This window comes from Salinibacterium sp. M195 (genome assembly GCF_019443965.1).
Taxonomy (GTDB): domain Bacteria; phylum Actinomycetota; class Actinomycetes; order Actinomycetales; family Microbacteriaceae; genus Rhodoglobus.
In genome coordinates this window covers 2,300,177-2,319,552 of record NZ_CP040814.1, presented here as the reverse complement: position 1 = coordinate 2,319,552, position 19,376 = coordinate 2,300,177, and the positions used below count along the sequence as shown (strand labels likewise).

22 protein-coding genes are annotated in these 19,376 nt (G+C 59.0%); 19 read left to right on the top strand and 3 right to left on the bottom strand.

Annotated features, from left to right (window positions below):
* Nucleotides 1-23 precede the first annotated feature (23 nt).
* Both miaA and dapF read left to right on the top strand, forming a co-directional pair.
* Nucleotides 24-995 (top strand): tRNA (adenosine(37)-N6)-dimethylallyltransferase MiaA, encoded by a 972-nt coding sequence (miaA, locus tag FFT87_RS11115; protein ID WP_219948780.1) that lies wholly within the window; start codon nt 24-26, stop codon nt 993-995.
* Nucleotides 982-1,860, top strand: a complete 879-nt coding sequence (dapF, locus tag FFT87_RS11110; protein WP_219948779.1) for a diaminopimelate epimerase — start codon at nt 982-984, stop codon at nt 1,858-1,860. The genes miaA and dapF overlap by 14 nt, the downstream gene beginning before the upstream one ends.
* Here the strand turns inward: dapF and FFT87_RS11105 are convergent.
* Nucleotides 1,857-2,480, bottom strand: coding sequence for a class I SAM-dependent methyltransferase (locus FFT87_RS11105; protein WP_219948778.1), 624 nt, complete (start codon nt 2,478-2,480; stop codon nt 1,857-1,859). The two genes, dapF and FFT87_RS11105, sit on opposite strands and share 4 nt — an antisense overlap.
* 41 nt (nt 2,481-2,521) lie before the next feature.
* Between FFT87_RS11105 and hflX the strand changes: the two genes are divergently transcribed.
* Nucleotides 2,522-4,069 carry a GTPase HflX gene (hflX, locus tag FFT87_RS11100; protein WP_219948777.1) on the top strand — a complete coding sequence of 516 codons (1,548 nt, stop codon included), beginning with the start codon at nt 2,522-2,524 and terminating at the stop codon, nt 4,067-4,069.
* 118 nt (nt 4,070-4,187) lie between these two features.
* Here the strand turns inward: hflX and lexA are convergent, their stop codons facing one another.
* Nucleotides 4,188-4,877 (bottom strand): transcriptional repressor LexA, encoded by a 690-nt coding sequence (gene lexA, locus FFT87_RS11095; RefSeq protein WP_219948776.1) that lies wholly within the window; start codon nt 4,875-4,877, stop codon nt 4,188-4,190.
* A 230-nt stretch (nt 4,878-5,107) separates the two neighbouring features.
* Here lexA and FFT87_RS11090 point away from each other — a divergent pair, with 230 nt between their 5' ends.
* The 6 genes from FFT87_RS11090 (at nt 5,108) to FFT87_RS11065 (ending at nt 9,517) form a co-directional block, all read left to right on the top strand.
* Complete coding sequence (locus tag FFT87_RS11090) at nt 5,108-5,470, top strand: LysM peptidoglycan-binding domain-containing protein (RefSeq protein WP_219948775.1); 363 nt, start codon at nt 5,108-5,110, stop codon at nt 5,468-5,470.
* Between the two features lie 96 nt (nt 5,471-5,566).
* A complete protein-coding gene (locus tag FFT87_RS11085) occupies nt 5,567-6,652 on the top strand; it encodes a histidinol-phosphate transaminase (protein WP_219948774.1) in 1,086 nt (361 codons plus the stop codon).
* A complete protein-coding gene (hisB, locus tag FFT87_RS11080; protein WP_219948773.1) occupies nt 6,652-7,257 on the top strand; it encodes an imidazoleglycerol-phosphate dehydratase HisB in 606 nt (201 codons plus the stop codon). The genes FFT87_RS11085 and hisB overlap by 1 nt, the downstream gene beginning before the upstream one ends.
* A complete protein-coding gene (gene hisH / locus FFT87_RS11075) occupies nt 7,257-7,889 on the top strand; it encodes an imidazole glycerol phosphate synthase subunit HisH (RefSeq protein WP_219948772.1) in 633 nt (210 codons plus the stop codon). The genes hisB and hisH overlap by 1 nt, the downstream gene beginning before the upstream one ends.
* Before the next feature lie 79 nt (nt 7,890-7,968).
* Nucleotides 7,969-8,718: a bifunctional 1-(5-phosphoribosyl)-5-((5-phosphoribosylamino)methylideneamino)imidazole-4-carboxamide isomerase/phosphoribosylanthranilate isomerase PriA gene (gene priA, locus FFT87_RS11070; protein ID WP_219948771.1), complete on the top strand. Its 750-nt coding sequence runs from the start codon at nt 7,969-7,971 to the stop codon at nt 8,716-8,718.
* 25 nt (nt 8,719-8,743) lie between these two features.
* On the top strand, nt 8,744-9,517 hold the full coding sequence (locus FFT87_RS11065; RefSeq protein ID WP_219948770.1) for an SseB family protein: 774 nt from the start codon (nt 8,744-8,746) through the stop codon (nt 9,515-9,517).
* Nucleotides 9,518-9,593: 76 nt separating this feature from the next.
* Here the strand turns inward: FFT87_RS11065 and FFT87_RS11060 are convergent, their stop codons facing one another.
* Nucleotides 9,594-9,944, bottom strand: coding sequence for a DUF1844 domain-containing protein (locus FFT87_RS11060; RefSeq protein WP_219948769.1), 351 nt, complete (start codon nt 9,942-9,944; stop codon nt 9,594-9,596).
* A gap of 272 nt (nt 9,945-10,216) precedes the next feature.
* Between FFT87_RS11060 and infC the strand changes: the two genes are divergently transcribed.
* The 10 genes from infC to pheT all read left to right on the top strand — a co-directional run bounded on the left by infC (nt 10,217) and on the right by pheT (nt 19,331).
* The gene (infC, locus tag FFT87_RS11055) at nt 10,217-10,873 is read left to right on the top strand and encodes a translation initiation factor IF-3 (RefSeq protein WP_255559895.1); all 657 of its coding nucleotides are present in this window, start codon (nt 10,217-10,219) and stop codon (nt 10,871-10,873) included.
* Nucleotides 10,866-11,060 carry a 50S ribosomal protein L35 gene (gene rpmI / locus FFT87_RS11050; protein WP_197108656.1) on the top strand — a complete coding sequence of 65 codons (195 nt, stop codon included), beginning with the start codon at nt 10,866-10,868 and terminating at the stop codon, nt 11,058-11,060. Before infC ends, rpmI begins: the two co-directional genes overlap by 8 nt.
* A gap of 18 nt (nt 11,061-11,078) precedes the next feature.
* Complete coding sequence (gene rplT, locus FFT87_RS11045) at nt 11,079-11,465, top strand: 50S ribosomal protein L20 (protein ID WP_197126598.1); 387 nt, start codon at nt 11,079-11,081, stop codon at nt 11,463-11,465.
* A gap of 104 nt (nt 11,466-11,569) precedes the next feature.
* Nucleotides 11,570-12,373, top strand: a complete 804-nt coding sequence (locus FFT87_RS11040) for an RNA methyltransferase (RefSeq protein WP_219948768.1) — start codon at nt 11,570-11,572, stop codon at nt 12,371-12,373.
* Between the two features lie 72 nt (nt 12,374-12,445).
* Nucleotides 12,446-13,198 carry an amino acid ABC transporter ATP-binding protein gene (locus tag FFT87_RS11035; protein WP_370628550.1) on the top strand — a complete coding sequence of 251 codons (753 nt, stop codon included), beginning with the start codon at nt 12,446-12,448 and terminating at the stop codon, nt 13,196-13,198.
* Between the two features lie 38 nt (nt 13,199-13,236).
* Nucleotides 13,237-14,106 (top strand): glutamate ABC transporter substrate-binding protein, encoded by an 870-nt coding sequence (locus FFT87_RS11030; RefSeq protein ID WP_219948767.1) that lies wholly within the window; start codon nt 13,237-13,239, stop codon nt 14,104-14,106.
* 80 nt (nt 14,107-14,186) lie between these two features.
* Nucleotides 14,187-14,855: an amino acid ABC transporter permease gene (locus FFT87_RS11025; protein ID WP_219948766.1), complete on the top strand. Its 669-nt coding sequence runs from the start codon at nt 14,187-14,189 to the stop codon at nt 14,853-14,855.
* Complete coding sequence (locus FFT87_RS11020; RefSeq protein WP_219948765.1) at nt 14,852-15,787, top strand: amino acid ABC transporter permease; 936 nt, start codon at nt 14,852-14,854, stop codon at nt 15,785-15,787. The genes FFT87_RS11025 and FFT87_RS11020 overlap by 4 nt, the downstream gene beginning before the upstream one ends.
* Before the next feature lie 11 nt (nt 15,788-15,798).
* Nucleotides 15,799-16,839 carry a phenylalanine--tRNA ligase subunit alpha gene (pheS, locus tag FFT87_RS11015; protein WP_219948764.1) on the top strand — a complete coding sequence of 347 codons (1,041 nt, stop codon included), beginning with the start codon at nt 15,799-15,801 and terminating at the stop codon, nt 16,837-16,839.
* Complete coding sequence (pheT, locus tag FFT87_RS11010) at nt 16,839-19,331, top strand: phenylalanine--tRNA ligase subunit beta (protein ID WP_219948763.1); 2,493 nt, start codon at nt 16,839-16,841, stop codon at nt 19,329-19,331. The genes pheS and pheT overlap by 1 nt, the downstream gene beginning before the upstream one ends.
* Nucleotides 19,332-19,376: the final 45 nt, after the last annotated feature.

Here is a 19,376-nt window from a genome sequence, read left to right as displayed (position 1 = left end):
GAACGGGGTCGAGGGATGGCGACGTGAACCCCACGGCGACTGACGCCAAACTAGCAACGAGCCCTGAGCTCGTCGTCGTAGTCGGAGCGACCGGTACGGGAAAGTCCGAACTCTCTCTTAATCTTGCTGAGGCACTCGCACAGCAGGGCACCCCGGCAGAGATTATTAATGCAGATGCGATGCAGCTCTACCGCGGCATGGATATCGGCACAGCGAAGCTTCCCCCCGATGAACGTCGGGAGATCCCGCACCACCTGCTTGACGTACTTGATCCATTGGACGACGCGAGCGTCGCCCAATACCAAGTAGATGCCCGCCGCGTCATCAGGCAGGTTCAGGCGAGGGGACATGTGCCCATTTTGGTCGGCGGGTCTGGCCTCTATGTCTCCAGCGTCATCCACGATTTTCAGTTCCCTGCACGCGATCCAGCGGTGAGAGCGAAGCTTGAAGCAGAGCTTGACGCTCAGGGAATCGGAATTCTCTTTCGCCGACTCCAGGCACTTGACGCCGACGCGGCGCTGTCGATTGGTGCGAGCAATGGCCGAAGAATTGTTCGTGCTCTCGAAGTTATCGAGATTACGGGCGAACCATTCGGAGCGGGGCTGCCAGAGGAGAAAAAGCTGTGGACCCCTGCCCGTATTTTTGGCGTTGCAGCACCGCGCGACGAATTGGTGCCGAGGCTCAACGCTCGAGTGCAACACATGTGGAACGTGGGTCTACTCGATGAGGTTCGCGCGCTTCGCCCCCGGGGACTCGGTGTCACGGCTGCGCGAGCGATCGGGTACGCGCAAGCAATCGAACAGCTGGATGGCGCGCTCACTGAGGCTGAGGCAATCGAAAACACTGCCGCACTCACTCGCCGTTATGCGCGCAGACAAGTCGGCTGGTTCAAGCGTTATGACCAGTGTCATTGGTTGCAGTACGACGACCCAGAGCGTGCAACGCGAGCCCTGTCGATTGTGATGGGGGAGAATGGAACGCATGGCAACGCTTAACTTCACTAAAGGTCAGGGAACTGGCAACGATTTCGTTTTGTTCTCAGACCCCGACGGCGAGCTCGATCTCACCCCGCAACAGGTGGCAGCTATCTGCGACCGCCATTTTGGGGTCGGAGCAGACGGCATAATCCGTGCAGTTCGCTCGCGTAACCTCGACGCCGGAGCGGCAGCGCTAGCCGAAGATGCCGACGCCGAATGGTTTATGGACTACCGCAACGCTGACGGAAGTATTGCCGAGATGTGTGGCAACGGCATCCGAGTGTTCGCGCACTATCTTGCCGAGAACGGGCTTGTCGATTTCGAACCGGGCGATACTTTGGCCATCGGTACCCGGAGTGGCGTTCGCGATGTGCAGCGCAATATGGCGGGCTACCAGTCAGACATGGGGCGATGGTCGCTGGATGGCGGAGAGCCGCTTGTGCGCGCTAAGGAGCTAGATGTGGCTCGCCCCGGTCTCGGCATCAACGTGGGAAACCCGCACGTGGTTGTTGCCTTGGCCGAAGATGCAGAACTTGACGGAGTTGACCTCAACTTCATTCCCATAATTGATCCGCTGCCGGAAAATGGCGCGAACGTAGAATTTGTGGTTCTGGCCGAGCCGCTCGTTAAAGATGGAGTCGGCTCCATTCGCATGCGCGTGCATGAGCGAGGAAGCGGAGAAACTCTGTCGTGCGGCACAGGTGCTGTGGCGGCTGCCTTGGCGATTCGCCACTATGCGGGGCCGAACGCCCCTCACCAGTGGCGCGTCACCGTTCCTGGCGGAACGGTCGTCGTGCGAATGTTCCCCACCGAAGACGGCGAGCATGTCTCGCTCAGTGGGCCGGCTGAGCTCGTCTACACCGGGAGCCTCGAGCTCGCTTAACGGGCTTCTTGCGCTCGTTTGTGGGCGCGGAGCAATCGGTAGCCTTTGTTGGTCGAGGCGCGAGTGAATACGAAGTTGTCGGGGAACTCTGACTGCATCCAACTGTGGAGGGAATCGGAGCCCAGATTCTTCTGCACGACCAACCACGCGTCGGCATCGTTTTCGAGTCGAGGGAGCCACGTCTTCATAATGTTGTGCAATTCGGCCTTGCCGACTCGAATCGGCGGATTAGACCAAATAGACATAAACGTTATGTCTTCGGGAACATCCTGAGGCAGAACCGCGTTAATGTTGGGTATGGACAATTTCTTGGCGTTTGCGCGTACCAGATCCAGTGCGCGCTCGTTCACGTCCACCGCCCACACCGTTGCGTGAGGTGACTCGAGGGCAAGGGTGAGCGCCATCGGACCCCAACCGCAGCCGAGATCAAGCAAGTTTCCTCCCGGAGGAGGCGCTGGCACGTTCGACAAGAGAACTTGGGTTCCTGTGTCGATGTGTGCGGGGCTGAAGATCCCATTTGATGTGAAAAGTTCGCGCTCGACACCAGCAATGGTCGCGTGAATCGTCCGCAACTTGAGATCACTCTCGGGTGTTGACGAGAAGTAATGCTCGTTAGTCATGAACAGAACTTACCGAAAACTAGAGAAGTAGGGTTAACCCAATGACGCGAAATACGACAGAAACCAGTATCGAGGCCGAGAACGGCGACGACGCCGAGCGTTCAGTCGACCGTGTTCTTGCCAACGAAAACTCCGACCACGCGGCAGTGACGCGGTTCGGACCCGGCGCATCAGGCGCACAAGCGCTTCAATCGGATGCTCACTATGAGTCTGATCGAGACGGCGACCAGTTTGATCGAGACGATCGACATGCCCTCAAGCGTGTTCGGGGTCTTTCGACAGAGTTGGATGACGTCACCGAGGTTGAGTACCGCCAACTACGAATCGAGAACGTCGTTCTCATCGGGATCTACGGTCAAGGTTCTCTTCGGGATGCGGAGAATTCGCTGCGTGAGTTGTCCGCGCTGGCGGAGACTGCTGGCGCTGTGGTGCTTGACGGCCTCTTGCAGAGCCGTTCCCACCCCGACCCGAGCACGTACTTCGGTAAGGGCAAGGCCGTCGAGCTGCGCGATGTCGTCGCCGCTACGGGCGCTGACACGGTAATCGCTGATACGGAGCTAGCCCCCAGCCAGCGACGCGCACTGGAAGACGTGGTCGGGGTGAAGGTCATTGACCGCACCGCAGTCATCCTCGATATTTTCAGCCAGCACGCTACGAGCCGTGAGGGCAAAGCTCAAGTCGAGCTGGCCCAAATGGAATACCTCCTTCCGAGACTTCGTGGTTGGGGTGAGTCGATGTCGCGTCAGGCGGGTGGTCAGGTCGGTGGCGCCGGAGCCGGGATGGGTAGCCGTGGCCCCGGTGAGACCAAGATTGAACTTGATCGTCGTCGAATTCACACTCGTATGGCGCGCTTGCGCAAGCAGATCAAGGGCTTTGCTCCGGCACGCGAGGCCAAGCGTGCAAACCGAGATCGTTTCGAGGTACCCAGTGTCGCTATTGCTGGCTACACGAACGCCGGCAAATCGAGTTTGCTTAACCGTTTGACGCGTGCCGGTGTGCTCGTTGAGAACGCCTTGTTTGCGACGCTAGACGCCACCGTGCGGCGTTCAGCTACGTCAGATGGTCGACTCTTTACGCTCAGTGACACTGTGGGCTTCGTTCGCAATCTGCCGCATCAACTGGTGGAAGCTTTTCGTTCGACTCTCGAGGAGATCGGCCAATCCGATGTCATCGTGCACGTCGTTGACGCCTCACACCCTGATCCTGGCGCTCAGCTTGCGACGGTGCGCGACGTCATTGGTGAATTGGGAGCCCGTGACATTCCGGAGATCGTGGTCTTCAACAAGAGTGATCTTGCGGATGATGACCAGCGTCTGCTGATCCGTGGGCTTGAGCCAACGGGCATCTTCGTTTCGGCGCGATCGGGAGAGGGCATCGAGGAACTCAACGCACGCATCTCGGAGCTCCTTCCTGCCCCGGAGATCGAGGTGAGTCTGCTCGTACCGTACGACCGCGGCGAAGTTATCTCTCGGCTGCATGTGCAGGGCCGAGTGCTGTCGACCGACTATCGCGAGGAAGGCACCTTCGTCACTGCGCTGGTGCATCCAGCGCGCATACCTGAAATCGAAGAGTTCGTGACGAAGCCATAGGCGCTGACGAGAGAGCTCTCAGGTCCGCGGTGAACGGGGATGAGAAAGCCCTCTCGTGACGCTGCGGTCTTGCGAGTCGTGGGAATCGCGAGTCGTGAGCCGCCGCGGGGAGAGCGCTTTAGAGAGCGCGCAGCACGGTGACGACCTTACCGAGCACTGTGGCGTAGTCGCCAAGGATGGGCTCGAAGTTCGAGTTGCGGGGGAGTAACCAGGTGTGACCGTCGCGCTGACGAAACACCTTGACCGTTGCTTCCTCATCAAGCATCGCGGCAACGATGTCGCCATTCTCGGCGGTTTGTTGTTGACGCACAACGACCCAGTCACCGTCGCAAATGGCCGCGTCAATCATGGAATCCCCGACGACCTTCAGCATGAAAAGTTCGCCTTTGCCGACAAGCTGCCGGGGGAGGGGAAAGACTTCTTCAACGTGCTGTTCAGCAGTAATCGGGATACCGGCAGCGATGCGACCGACGAGCGGCACCATCGCGGCATCGCCCATTGACGGGCTAATGGTGCTCGATTCATCGACGGCGCTGGGAACATCGATAAGAACTTCGATGGCTCGCGGGCGGTTGGGGTCGCGACGAACGTAGCCACTGAGCTCAAGTTGGTTGAGTTGGTGCGTCACGCTCGACAGCGATGAGAGGCCGACAGCATCGCCAATTTCTCGCATGCTTGGGGGATACCCCTGTGTAGCGACCGCACGTTGGATCATTTCAAGAATCGCGAGCTGTTTAGCACTCAGGCTGGTGCGCCGCCGGGTTCCACGTTCTGTGGGTTCACCGTCAGGGGCTGTTGGGTTGGTCACGATCCCTCGATTTCTGCCACGAACGATTCCAATGTCGGTGGCTCATTCGAAACTGTATCCGCAGAAGAAGCCAAAAACAAACATTTGTTCGAGTGTCGTAGAGCAATGTCGGTGGCCTGTTCGAAGATGTACTTGAAATTCGAACAATTCGAATGTATGTTCGGAACATAGCTTCGCACCCGGCTCTCCCGGCCGAGAGTCGGGTGCGAGAACCTTTGGAGGAGAGAATGATGACAACAGCAGTGATTGCACCTAACGCGGCATTCCGTGCTCGGCAGTCCTCGCCACGTCTTCGCCTCACTACGCGTGGTCGTGTGGTCCTGATGGCGCTTGCGGCCACCCCGTTGGTTATTGCCGCTCTGTTGTTTTCGCTGAACAGCGGTGGCGCTGCAGCGACGATCGAGTCGAACGACAACGCCTTCGTGTACGTAGACGTCAGTGCAGGGCAGTCGCTGTGGAACATCGCTGAGACACACGCTCCGGGGCACGATCCTCGTGAAGTAGTCGCTCAGTTGATCGACCTCAACCAACTGCCGTCCGCCGATGTCTTTGCGGGTCAAGAACTCGCTATCCCGGCCAGCTTCTCGCACTAGCTGTTCGTACCAGCTAATCGCCAACCGCGCGGTGAGCTTCGCATTTAGTGTCGGCGTGCGAAATTCGGTTGGCAGGGCTGCATCTAGCATTGTGGTGTGACTTCGCTTTCAGACCTTCCTATCCGTGACGACCTTCGAGGGCTTAAGCCGTATGGTGCGCCCACCGATCCCGTGAGCATCCAACTCAACGTTAATGAAAATACGCATCCCATTCCTGAAGCGGTAGCAACCGACATCGTGATGGCTTTGGCCAAGGCGGTGATGACAGCGAACCGCTACCCTGATCGGGAATTCACCGAACTTCGAGTTGCCCTTGCCGGTTACCTCGGTCACGGTCTCACCGCAGACAACATTTGGGCTGCCAATGGCTCGAACGAAGTGCTCCAGCAGACGCTCCAAGCTTTTGGCGGGCCGGGCCGTCGGGTGTTGGGTTTTCCCCCGACCTATTCGATGCATCCCATCATCGCGTCGGGCACCGGCACCGAGTGGGTAACTTCGCCGCGGGACCCGCTCTATGCCATAACTCCAGAAACTGTCACTGCGGCGATTGCGGAGCACAACCCTGACATAGTGTTCCTGTGCTCTCCTAATAACCCCACCGGTACTCCTGTCAGCAACGAAACGATCGCCGCGGCCTATGACGCCACCGCCGGCATTGTGTTGGTCGACGAGGCGTATGCCGAGTTCTCTGATCGTGAGTCAGCGCTCTCGCTTCTCGAGGGTCGCCCACGTCTGATCGTCTCTCGAACAATGAGCAAGGCTTTCGCCTTCGCCGGAGCGCGGGTCGGATACTTAGCGGCAGACCCGGCGATCGCCGATGCCCTTCGTCTTGTGCGTCTGCCTTACCACCTCTCGGCGCTCACTCAAGCTGCCGCGGTTGCTGCTCTTGCTCACGCACCCGAAATGCTCGCGATGGTTGACGAGATCAAAGCACAGCGAGACCGGATGAGCGCTGGGCTCGCCGCGCTGGGCTTCACCCCGGTGTTGAGCGAGGCAAACTTCGTTCTCTTTGGCAATGTTGCTGATCCTCAGGAACTCTTCAAGAAGCTCCTAATCCAGGACATCCTGATCCGCGATGTCGGTATCCCCAACCATTTGCGGGTTACGGCGGGAACACAAGCAGAAACCACGGCGTTCTTAGATGCGATGACTGACCTTCAAGCGCTCGGTAGAGTTGAGTAATGACTTCACAGCGCACCGCGACGATCACGCGAGAGACTAGCGAATCGAGCATCGAGCTTTCGATCAATCTCGATGGCACCGGCACTTCGTCCATCGAGACCAGCGTCCCTTTCTATGACCACATGCTGACGGCATTCTCGAAGCACTCGCTCATCGACCTCACGGTGAAGGCAACGGGAGATACCCACATCGATGTGCACCACACAGTGGAGGACATCGGCATTGCCTTGGGGCTCGCGATCAAGGAGGCTCTCGGAGACAAAGCCGGCATCTCGCGCTATGGCGACGCTCTCGTACCGCTCGACGAGGCTCTAGTGCGCGCGGTTGTCGATGTGTCTGGTCGTCCGTACCTCGTCCACAGCGGAGAGCCTGTTGGCTTTGAGATGCACCTCATTGGTGGCCACTTCACTGGATCGATGGTTCGCCACGTTTTCGAGGCGATTAGCTTCAACGCCGGAATCACCGTTCACGTCACAGTCCTGGGTGGCCGCGACCCGCACCACATCGCGGAAGCTGAATTTAAGGCTTTCGCTCGGGCAATGCGTGCCGCAGTAGAGCCAGATACTCGTGTCACAGGGATTCCGTCGACAAAGGGTGCGCTCTAGTGGCTGCTCCCTCGGTTGTCATTCTGGATTACGGTTCCGGAAACATTCACTCGGCGGCAAAGGCGCTTGAGGCTGCCGGTGCGAACGTCCGCCTCAGTGCTGACCGTTCTGTTGCCGAATCGGCCGATGGTCTCCTTGTTCCCGGAGTTGGCGCTTTTGCGGCTGTGATGTCTGCGCTCGAGACGGTGCGCGGAGGAGCGATTATCGAGAAGCGCCTCACGGGTAGCCGGCCGGTGCTTGGCATCTGTGTCGGCATGCAGGTGTTGTTTTCGTCTGGCGATGAGCACGGTGTGCAGACCAGCGGGCTCGACGAGTGGCCGGGTGTTGTAGAAAAGTTACCCGCGCCAGTTTTGCCCCACATGGGATGGAATACTGTCGAGACGCCGGATGACACGACTCTGTTCGACTCGATCCGCGATGAACGTTTCTACTTCGTTCACTCCTACGCTGCACAACAGTGGAGCCTTGATGTGCAGCCCCCATTTCCGCAACCGAAGCTCACGTGGTCCGATCACGGCGGGCGGTTTCTCGCCGCCGTAGAAAACGGGCCGCTCACGGCGACACAGTTTCATCCAGAGAAGTCTGGGCAAGCCGGAATCCAATTACTGCGCAACTGGTTGACGTCGCTGTGATTTTGCGACACTTCGAGTTGGACTAGTATCGGATGCTTGTGCGCGGCGTTCCGCGATCAGGTCTTCAGAGAGTAAATCTATGAGCGAGTTCAATAAAACCCCCAGCCTCACGCTGTTACCAGCTGTCGACGTCGCTGACGGCAAGGCAGTGCGCCTTACTCAGGGCGAGGCAGGAACTGAGAAGAGCTACGGCGATCCTTGCGCGGCTGCGCACGACTGGGTCGACCAGGGAGCCGAGTGGATCCACTTGGTTGATCTCGACGCTGCATTCGGTCGAGGCAATAACCAAGCGATGATCAAGAAGGTCATCAAGTCGACGCCGAAGCGCGTCAACATTGAACTTTCTGGCGGCATCCGCGACGACAAGTCGCTAGAAGCTGCACTGGCGACCGGTGCAAAGCGCATCAATCTCGGCACGGCCGCTCTGGAAAATCCCGAGTGGGCTGCACACGTCATCGCCGAATACGGCGAGGCAATCGCTGTTGGCCTCGACGTGCGAGGCACGACGCTAGCGGCACGCGGCTGGACTCAAGAGGGCGGCGACCTGTGGACGGTTCTCGAACGACTCGAGGCTGCCGGATGCTGCCGCTACGTCGTGACGGATGTCACTAAGGACGGCACGCTTCAGGGGCCGAATATCGAGCTGCTTCGCCAGATCATGGATCGCACTCACCGCCCCGTGATTGCTTCCGGTGGGGTGTCGAGTCTCGATGATCTCATCGAGTTGCGCGAACTCGTGCCGCAGGGCCTTGAGGGCGCGATTATTGGCAAGGCATTGTACGCCAAAGAATTCACTCTCGCCGAAGCGCTCGACGTTTCGTCGCAGTAGCAACCTGATCGAATGGCTCGCTGACATGAACTCCACAGATTCTGCAGGTGTTCCTTGGGCGGGACGATCGTTCGAGCCTAATCCGGCGCCCGACGACGACGGCACAGCCCCAGCCACTCTTCTTGCCGCGATCACTCGCTTTCATCAAGGCGATTCGGGTGAGGCTGACGTTGTCGATGTCATCCGGGAATCTCGGTTTCTGATCCCCCTGCTCGCTAAAGCGGGGGAGACGACCACCTCAGATGCTGGACTCACTATCGATAAGACTCAAGAGCTGTCGATTGTGACCGTCACCGGGCCAGATGGTCGCGCTGTTCTGCCCGTATTTACTTCGGTTGAGGCAATGAGCAAGTGGAACCCTGTAGCAAGGCCAGTGCCGGCAGCAGGAACCCGTGTGGCTCTTGCCGCCGCGAGCGAAAACACTGACCTCGTTGTTATTGACCCTCTCAGCGACACTGAATTTGTCATCCGTCGGCCTGCGCTGTGGTCAATTGCCCAGTCGACGCCGTGGATCCCGAGTTTCTTGCGCACGGATGTGCGTGACGAGTTCGCCGCATCGGCCGCGAACGAAGAGAACGTTGCTGATGTACAGCTCCTTCCCGGAGATCCCGGCGCCCGGCTGCAAGGGCCTGAGCTCATCGTTCAGATCGCCATGCGGCCTGGGCTTGATAAAGAAGCGCTCGACGCAACCATGGATCGACTGCGCGAGCACTGGGCAGCATCGGAACTCATTGCGCAATCGGTCGATTCTTTGGCAATGCAGGTAGTTCGCGCTCCCGCTCCCGACGCCGATCAGTAGCGGCGCTGGCGAAAAGTAGCGCCAGAGGCATCAGCTGGCCATCCCTCTAGTTGCCGCCCCTCTAATTTTCGTGCCGCTAGTTGACGGCGCCGGTGTACTTCTCGCCGGGGCCCTTTCCGGGTGCGTCGGGGAATGTCGATGCTTCGCGGAACGCTAATTGCACCGAACGGAGACCGTCGCGCAGGGGGCGTGCGTGGTGGTTGCCGATCTCGGGGGCTGCTGCGGTAACTAAGCCGGCGAGGGCGGTGATGAGTTTGCGTGCCTCATCGAGGTCTTTTTCTGACTCGGCGTCTGGACCGTCGGAGAGTCCGAGTTTGACCGCTGCGGCGCTCAGCATGTGTACGGCAACGGTGTTAATTACCTCCACTGCGGGCACTTCAGAAATGTCTCGAACTTCGTTGACGTCGTCGTTGGTGGGCTCGCTCATGATGTCCTTCGCTAATTGGGGTTCGCTCTGCTATCCTTATGCAGGCCCGGGGCTCGCCCCGGATACGAAAGTGGAGATTCTCCCACCTGTCAACCGCATACAAGGTTACCGGGTAGTTACACCCCGCACAGTTCGCTTGCGGTGCAATGCTTGTGATCAGTCTTCTGGTCGCTTGATTTGTTCCGGATGTCGGCTGCGCAGCTTTAAAGGGTGATGCAGCTTTAGCTGCGAGACGATCCTCTTTCGTGCCACGGCATCCGCCGAACTGTGTTGTGTGTAACGCTCTGCGTTCACGGAATGCATCACGAACTGTAAGGAGAACACGCATCAGCGATCCCCGTACCAACGACCGAATCCGAGTCCCCGAGGTCCGTCTTGTCGGACCCGCCGGTGAACAAGTCGGTGTCGTCTCCATTGACGTCGCCCTCAAGCTCGCCCAAGAGGCAGATCTTGATTTGGTCGAGGTTGCTCCCAGCTCCAAGCCTCCCGTTGCCAAGATCATGGATTACGGCAAGTTCAAGTACGAAGAGGCGCAGAAGGCGAAAGAAGCTCGTCGCAACCAGACGAACACGATTCTCAAAGAGGTTCGTTTCCGTCTGAAGATCGATAAGCACGACTACGAAACCAAGCGCAAGCGTGCCGAGGGCTTCCTCGCTGGCGGCGACAAGGTCAAGGCAATGATTTTGTTCCGTGGTCGTGAGCAGTCGCGTCCCGACCAGGGCGTGCGCTTGCTTCAGAAGTTTGCTGAAGATGTGTCCGAGTTCGGTTCGATCGAATCAACCCCGACTATCGACGGCCGCAACATGGTCATGATTATTGGCCCACACAAGACCAAGGCAACAGCTAAGGCTGAAGCCGAGGCCCGCAAGGCAGCTAACAAGAAGCCTCGTGAGGCAGAAGTTCCAGAGAAAGAGGAGAAAGATGCCTAAGCAGAAGACGCACTCAGGCACCAAGAAGCGTTTCAAGGTCACCGGTAGCGGCAAGGTCATGAAGCAGCAGGCGGGTATGCGACACAACCTCGAGGTTAAGAGCAGCAAGCGTAAGCGCGCGCTCAACCAGGATCAGGTCATTGCACCGCAGGACGCCAAGACAATCAAGAAGCTTCTCGGTAAGTAAGGGTTTAGGAAATACATCATGGCAAGAGTTAAAAGGGCGGTAAACGCTCACAAGAAGCGTCGGGTTATTCTCGAACGCGCCAAGGGTTACCGTGGACAGCGTTCGCGTCTGTACCGCAAGGCCAAAGAGCAGGTTACTCACTCGCTCCTCTACGCATACCGCGACCGTCGCGCCCGCAAGGGTGAGTTCCGTCGTCTCTGGATCCAGCGTATTAACGCTGCATCGCGGGCAAACGGCCTGACGTACAACCGTCTTATCCAGGGCTTGAACCTGGCTGGTGTGCAGGTCGACCGTCGTATCCTCGCTGACCTCGCCGTCACCGAGCCCGCTACGTTCGCCTCGTTGGTTGCAACGGCTAAGGCTGCACTTCCTGCTGACACGTCAGCACCGCGTTCGGCTGCGTAAGCACTCGCACCACACATCGTGCAACGGCACGCTGTACTGGCCAATTTGGTCAGCACAGCGTGCCGTTTCTCTTATATCTGCGTGGGGAGTCTAGGCTTAGCCGCGTGATTGATAACCCGCGTTCACCACGCGTACGAGCAGTGGCCAAACTTGAAAAGAAGAGCGCCCGGTCCGAGACCGGGCTTTTTCTCTTGGAGGGCCCACAGTCAGTCTCTGAAGCCCTAAATTTTCGGCCAGAGTTGATAGTTGAGCTCTACGCAACGCCAACGGCGCTTGAACGCCACACAGACCTTGCGCGTGCGGCCGAAGAAGCCGGCATCGAGGTCGAGTTCGTCTCGGAGCAAGTGCTCGAGACAATGGCTGACACCGTAACCCCACAGGGCGTTATCGCCGTGTGCCGCCAGTTCCCGACCTCGGTCAAGGACCTGTTGGCCGGCGGCCCGAAGCTTATTGCGATCCTCGAAGAGGTTCGCGATCCCGGCAACGCCGGAACGATTATTCGAGCCGCGGATGCCGCTGGCGCTGATGGTGTGATCTTCACCGGCCGAAGCGTCGATTTGTATAACCCCAAGGTTGTGCGAGCCACAACAGGTTCCTTGTTTCACGTGCCCGTCGCAGTAGGAGCCGAACTTGACGCGGTGCTTGAGCGAGTTAAAGGCGCCGACCTGAGAGTGATCGCCGCAGACATCAAGGGTGGCGATCTTTTGGCTGCCCGCAACGATGGAGTGCTCGATCATCCAACCGCTTGGCTGTTCGGCAACGAGGCACGCGGTCTCACTGACGAGCACTACGCCCTTGCGGACTGGGTCATCTCGGTGCCCATCTACGGGCATGCGGAATCGATGAACTTGGCTACTGCGGCGTCAGTGTGCCTCTATGAAAGCGCATTCGCACAACGCAGCAACTGAACTGTGTCACGAGCGTGTTACATCTAGGCGCGCCGTTTGACCGTACTTGCGCCCGTGTGGTTGTCTTGCCGTATGGCAGCACAGAGCGGTGAACCTCTGGTCGTAATCGACCATGTCAACAAACATTACGGTGAGCTGCACGTGCTCAAAGACATTTCCACCACGATTAAACGTGGCGAGGTAGTTGTCGTTATTGGGCCGAGTGGTTCGGGAAAGTCCACGCTGTGTCGTGCGATTAACCGCCTCGAAACTATTGACGATGGCACCATCACTATCGATGGCAAGTTGCTCCCCGAAGAGGGATCCGGGCTAGCGAAGCTTCGTGCAGACGTTGGCATGGTTTTCCAGTCGTTCAACCTCTTCGCCCACAAGACGATTCTTGAAAACGTCACGCTTGGCCCGCGCCGTGTTCGCAAAGTGTCCAAAGCCGAGGCCGATAAGCACGCGATGGAACTCCTCGACCGTGTCGGTATCGGCAACCAGGCATCCAAGATGCCAGCCCAGCTTTCCGGCGGCCAGCAGCAGCGCGTAGCTATTGCTCGTTCCCTCGCGATGGACCCGAAGATCATCCTTCTTGATGAGCCCACGTCGGCGCTCGACCCAGAAATGATCAATGAGGTTCTGGATGTCATGGTGCAGCTGGCGAAAGACGGCATGACCATGCTCGTCGTCACTCACGAAATGGGCTTCGCTCGTAAGGCAGCCGACCGCGTCATTTTCATGGCGGATGGCGAAATTGTTGAAGAGGCCGAGCCCGAGCAATTCTTCACGAACCCCCAATCTCCGAGGGCGCAAGACTTCCTCTCGAAAATCCTTACTCACTAAAACAGCGAGTAATTTCACCACAGCATAAGGAGAAAAAAATGAGGCTCAAAAAAGGCCTATCGATCTCTGCTATTGCGCTTGTTGGCCTCCTTGGCTTGAGCGCTTGTGCAGCAGACACCGGTACCACTGACCCCGAGGTTGTTGTTCCTGAGTTCGAAGCAGGAACCACCATGGCTGACCTTGCCGATGCTGGCAAGATCACTATCGGCACCAAGTTCGACCAGCCGCTGTTCGGCCTCAAGGGCCCATCCGGCGAGCCAGTCGGTTTCGACGTTGAAATCGGCAAGATCATTGCGGGATCGCTCGGCATTAGCGAAGACAACATCGAGTGGGTAGAGACAGTTTCCGCTAACCGCGAGACGTTCATTGAGAACGGTACGGTCGACATCGTTATTGCGACCTACACGATCAACGACAAGCGCAAGGAAGTTATTTCCTTCGCGGGCCCGTACTACAACGCCGGCCAGGACATTCTCGTTCTTGAGGGCAACCCCGAGGGCATCACTGGTCCAGACGACCTCGCAGGCAAGAACGTCTGCAGCGTTGCCGGCTCGACGTCAGAGAAGAACATCGCTGATTACGGCGTCAACCTGATCACGACCGACACGTACTCCAACTGCCTTGAGCCGCTTCGTAACGGCAAGGTCATTGCGGTTACGACCGACAACGTGATCTTGGCTGGACTGGCTGACCAGAACGCTGGCGAGTTCGAGGTTCTGAGCAACCCGTTCACCGAAGAGCCTTACGGTATCGGTCTTGGACACGATGATGACGCATTCCGCGATTACATCAACGATGTTCTCGAGACTTCGTACGACGACGGTTCATGGAACTCGGCTTGGGAAGAGACTGCAGGCAAGGTCCTGAAGCTCCCGACCCCTCCGGCCGTAGACCGCTACACCAACTAGTGTTTCCGGTGCCCGCTCGCGGCTAGGCCGCGGGCGGGCACCACTCACGCCACTACCCATTATTCTTCAGGAGGCTCTGGATGGACGTCATCTCTAACGCGATCGACGCAATCATCGGCGTAACGCCGATTTACTTTCAGGGCTTTCTTCGGACGCTCCTCTTATTGGCAATCGCCGGAGTAGGCGCGTTTTTCCTCGGCATATTGGTTGCTGCCATGCGCATCTCGCCGGTGCCTTCTCTTCGATTGTTCGCCACGATCTACACCGAGCTGCTGCGCAATATTCCACTCCTGCTCGTGCTGTTCTTTTGCTCCACGGTTCTTCCCATCCTCGGCGTTGACCTTGACTTCTTCCTCTTAGCTGCTCTGGGGCTGACGCTCTACACCTCTCCATTCGTTGCTGAAGCGGTCCGTTCTGGATTCAACGGCGTTCCCGTTGGCCAAGCTGAAGCCGCCAGGAGCATCGGTATGGGCTTTACCCAAACAGTCGGGCTCGTTGTCTTACCCCAAGCGAGTCGGATGGTTGTTCCTCCGCTCATCAATGTTTTCATCGCTCTCACCAAGAACACCTCTGTCGCCGGAATTTTCTTCGTCAACGAGCTATTCAAGGGCACGTATGAGGCTGCACGCGACTATGGAAATGCGGTCGTGATCACGTTGGTTTATGCGGCAGCTCTCTACTTGGTCATCACCGTTCCGCTCGGCCTCATAGCCGGAGCGATTGAGAAGAAGGTCATGGTGCTGCGATGAGCATGAGCGTTCTTTATGACGCCCCTGGTCCCAAGACCAAGCGCAACTCGACGATCGCCTCGGTAATTGGAGCGGTCGCCATCCTCGCTGGCCTGACGTGGGTCGTATTGGTGCTCGCGGCACCCCGCGCCAACGCTAACGGCGCCGAGCAGCCCGGTATGTTCGATCCATCTCGCCTCGACATTCTTAGCGACCCTGAACTGTGGGGCGCATTCGGGCGTGGTGCGTTGGCGACGCTGCAAATGGCTGGTGCCGCAGCGGTGCTGGCGATCATCGTGGGAATTCTGTTCTCCTTCGGTCGTACTTCAGCGTCGAAGTGGATTCGGATCCCCACCTCAGTGCTCCTCGAGTTCTTCCGCGGTATGCCGCTGCTACTGCTCATCCTTTTTGTCTCGCTGCTGTTCTCGACCGGAAGCTACTGGGCCGGCGTGCTCGGGCTCGCGATCTACAACGGTGCGATTATCGGAGAGGCATTGCGCGCAGGCATCAATTCCTTGCCTAAGGGGCAGCGCGAAGGTGGGCTCTCTGTCGGTCTCACGTCGCTTCAGACCCGCTTTATTATCGAGTTTCCACAGGCATTCCGTCAGATGCTTCCGATTATTCTCGCGCAGCTCGTGGTGCTCCTTAAAGACACATCACTCGCCTACATCGTGGCCTACCCCGAGCTTGCTCGAACCATCAAGAACCTTCAGAACTTCTATGGCAGCCGCTACCTCTTTACGTTGTTCGCGGTGGGCTTTGTGATCTACCTCGTCATGAACCTCACTCTGTCGTTCATCGCTCGCTACGTGGCAAAGCGCAGCGGGCCGAAGCTCGGCAAGATCACGCCAGACACTCCAAAGGTTCCCGGAGCCGACGGTACGCGTGCCATAACCATTCCGCGTGGGCGAAACAAGGATCGCGAGCGCAACGAAAGCGACCGGCTCCGCTAAACTCGGTTCCTGTGTCTGAACCTTCCCCAATCACAGAACCAGCGGTAACCGCAGCGGTCGAAGCAGCTCTCGCTGCCATCGAATCCGCTGCGACAATGGCCGACCTCAAAACGGTGCGTGGCGCCCATCTTGGTGAGGGCTCGCCGCTAGCGGTGCTCAACGCCCAGATGAAGCACGTAGCGCCTGCGGACCGAGCCGCCAGTGGCAAGCTCATCGGAGGTGCTCGCGGCCGTGTCAACGGTGCTTTTGGTGCACGGGAGGCCGAACTGGCCGTCGCTGAGGAACAAGCCAAGCTTGCGGCAGAAGCTGTGGACGTTACGGCCGTTGCCACTCGTTATGTGAAGGGAGCCCGGCATCCGCTGAGCCTGCTGATGGAGCACATGAGTGACATCTTCGTCGGCATGGGGTGGGAGGTCGCAGAAGGTCCCGAGCTCGAAAACGAGTGGTTCAACTTCGACGCGCTCAACTTCGATGAAGATCACCCCGCACGCGCGATGCAGGACACGTTCTTCATTGACCCTGTCGACTCGCACTTGCTCCTGCGCACGCACACGAGCCCGGTTCAGATCCGTTCGTTGCTCGAGCGCCCGCTGCCGGTCTACGTGGTGGCTCCCGGGCGCGTGTTCCGCACCGACGAGCTCGATGCGACTCACACGCCTGTCTTCCACCAGCTGGAGGGCATCGCGATCGACAAGGGCCTCACTATGGCCCACTTGCGTGGCACGCTCGAGCACCTCGCTCGCGCGATGTTTGGCGACGGTGCCCAGATTCGTCTGCGCCCTAACTACTTCCCGTTCACCGAGCCCAGCGCCGAAATGGATGTCTGGCAGCCCAATGCCAAGGGTGGTGCACGCTGGGTTGAGTGGGGCGGCTGTGGAATGGTCAACCCCAACGTCTTGCGTGCGGCTGGGATCGACCCCGAGGAATATCAGGGCTTTGCCTTCGGTATGGGAATTGAGCGCACGCTCCAGTTCCGCAACGAAATGAATGACATGCGAGACATGGTTGAGGGCGACGTTCGCTTCTCCCAGCAGTTTGGAATGGTGGTCTGATGAAAGTTCCCATGAGTTGGTTGCGGGAATTCGTTGAGATCCCGGCAGACATTACCCACGAGCAAGTTCACGCCGCTTTGGTCAAGGTCGGCTTTGAAGAAGAGGACGTTCACGACTTCGAGATTTCTGGTCCGGTTGTTGTCGGCCAAGTTCTCGAGTTCGTTGGCGAGCCGCAGTCCAATGGCAAAACCATCAATTGGTGCCAAGTGGATGTCGGCGAAGCCGAACCCCGCGGCATCGTGTGCGGAGCCCACAACTTTGTTGTCGGCGACAAGGTCGTTGTCACGCTTCCCGGTTCGGTCCTTCCCGGTCCGTTCCCGATCGCTGCGCGCAAAACTTACGGTCACGTATCGGACGGCATGATCGCGTCTACTCGCGAGCTTGGTCTCGGCGACGAGCACGACGGCATCCTTGTTCTGTCCACTCTGGGTCTTGACCCGGAGGTCGGAATGAGCGCGATTGAGCTGCTCGGTCTCGACGACTTCGCGGTGGAGATCAATGTCACGCCCGACCGCGGGTATGCCATGTCGTTGCGTGGTGTCGCACGCGAATACGCTCTCTCGACGGGCGCGACGTTCAGCGACCCCGCTGACGCTCCGACCATCACCGAGGCGAGCGGTTTTCCTGTTGTTATCGCCGATGACGCCCCCATTCGTGGCGACGTCGGGGTGCGAGCTTTCGTTACCCGCGTGGTTCGGAACGTGGATGTCACCAAGCCGACGCCCTCGTGGATGATCACGCGTTTGACGCTCGCCGGCATCCGCTCGATCTCGCTCACGGTCGACGTGACTAACTACGTCATGCTCGAGCTCGGACAACCGATCCACGCCTACGATCTCGATCGTGTGGTTGGTGGATTGACGGTTCGTCGCGCCCAGGCGGGGGAGACCCTCACGACGCTCGACGACAAGACGCGCACACTCGACCCGGAAGACCTACTCATCACGGATGAGTCTGGCCCGATCGGCCTTGCTGGCGTCATGGGTGGTGCCAGTACTGAGATCACGGATGCCTCCACCAACATTCTCATTGAGGCCGCAAACTTTGAACCGGTGTCGGTTGCGCGCACCGCTCGTCGTCATAAGCTCGGCAGTGAGGCTTCGCGCCGTTTCGAGCGCGGTGTTGACCCGCTCGTTGCCCCCGCTGCAGCTGCTCGCGTCGTAGCGCTCCTGGTCGAGCTCGGTGGCGGAACCGTCGATGAGCTCGGCAGCGACCTGCTCGCCGATCACGTTGTGGATGCCGTCGAATTGCCCGAAGGATACGCCCAGGGGCTTATGGGGGTGCACTACTCGGCAGACGAGATCACCGAGTCATTGCAGGCTATCGGCGCGACGGTCGAGTCGGCGGAGACCGGCTGGAGCGTCACGCCTCCTAGCTGGCGCCCCGACCTTGGCGACAAGACCACTCTCGTTGAAGAAATTGCCCGCATTGTGGGCTACGACCGCATTCCTGCTGTGCTTCCCGTCGCGCCTCCGGGCCGAGGGTTGACGCGCGCGCAGCGACTGCGCCGTACTGTCTCGAACAGTCTTGCGGCATCCGGTCTCACTGAAGTGTTGGCCTACCCGTTCATCTCGCAGCACTCGAACGACCTCTTTGGGTCGTCCAAGGCCGGGGGAGCGACCACGATTAAACTTGCGAACGCTCTGGACCCGGATGCGGCAACGATGCGTCGTTCGTTGATTCCCGGTCTCGCGGTGATCGCACACCGCAACGTCTCTCGCGGGCTGACCGATTTGGCGCTCTTCGAGGTTGGAACAGTGTTCCTTCCCGAAGCGGATCGAAGCTATGGCAGCACGTCGTTGCCGCTCGGTAACGAGTTGCCGTCTGACCACGTTCTCGCGGAGCTGCGCACAAGCATTCCGGAGCAGCCGTGGCATGTCGCCGCGCTGTTCCTCGGCGACGCCGTCACGCGCCAGCCCGGCCAGCAGCCGGTAACGCGGGGACTAGCGGATGCTCTGGCCACCGTTCAGCATCTTGCGGCAACGCTTTCGGTCGAAATTGACGTCGTTACCGGCAGCCACCACTCAATGCATCCCGGTCGCACTGCGGAGCTTCGCGTTGGCGCACAGACCGTGGGTTACGCCGGCGAGCTGCTTCCTGCTCTCGCTCGTGAGCTGGACTTGCCTCGCGTCGTTGCCGTGCTCGAACTCGACCTCAGCGTGCTCATTCAGAGCGCTGCCGAGGATGTTGCAGCAACGCCGATCGTCTCGTATCCGGCAGCAACGCAGGATCTTTCCTTGGTTGTTCCGACAGCGGTGCAGGCGGGCGAGCTCTTGGCGATCATCCGTGAAGGGGCCGGCGAGCTCTTGGAGCAGGTGCGCCTGGTCGATGACTACCGCGGAACGGGTATCCCTGAGACGCACAAGTCGTTGACGTTTGCTTTGCGTTTCCGCGCCGTCGACCGCACCCTCACGCAGGTGGAAGCGACCGACGCGAAGAACGCCGCGGTAGCGCTGGCCGGCGAACGTGTCGGAGCCCAACTGCGCGAGTAATAGCGAGAGAAGCCGGTTGTCATCCTCGCGGTGACAACCGGCTCT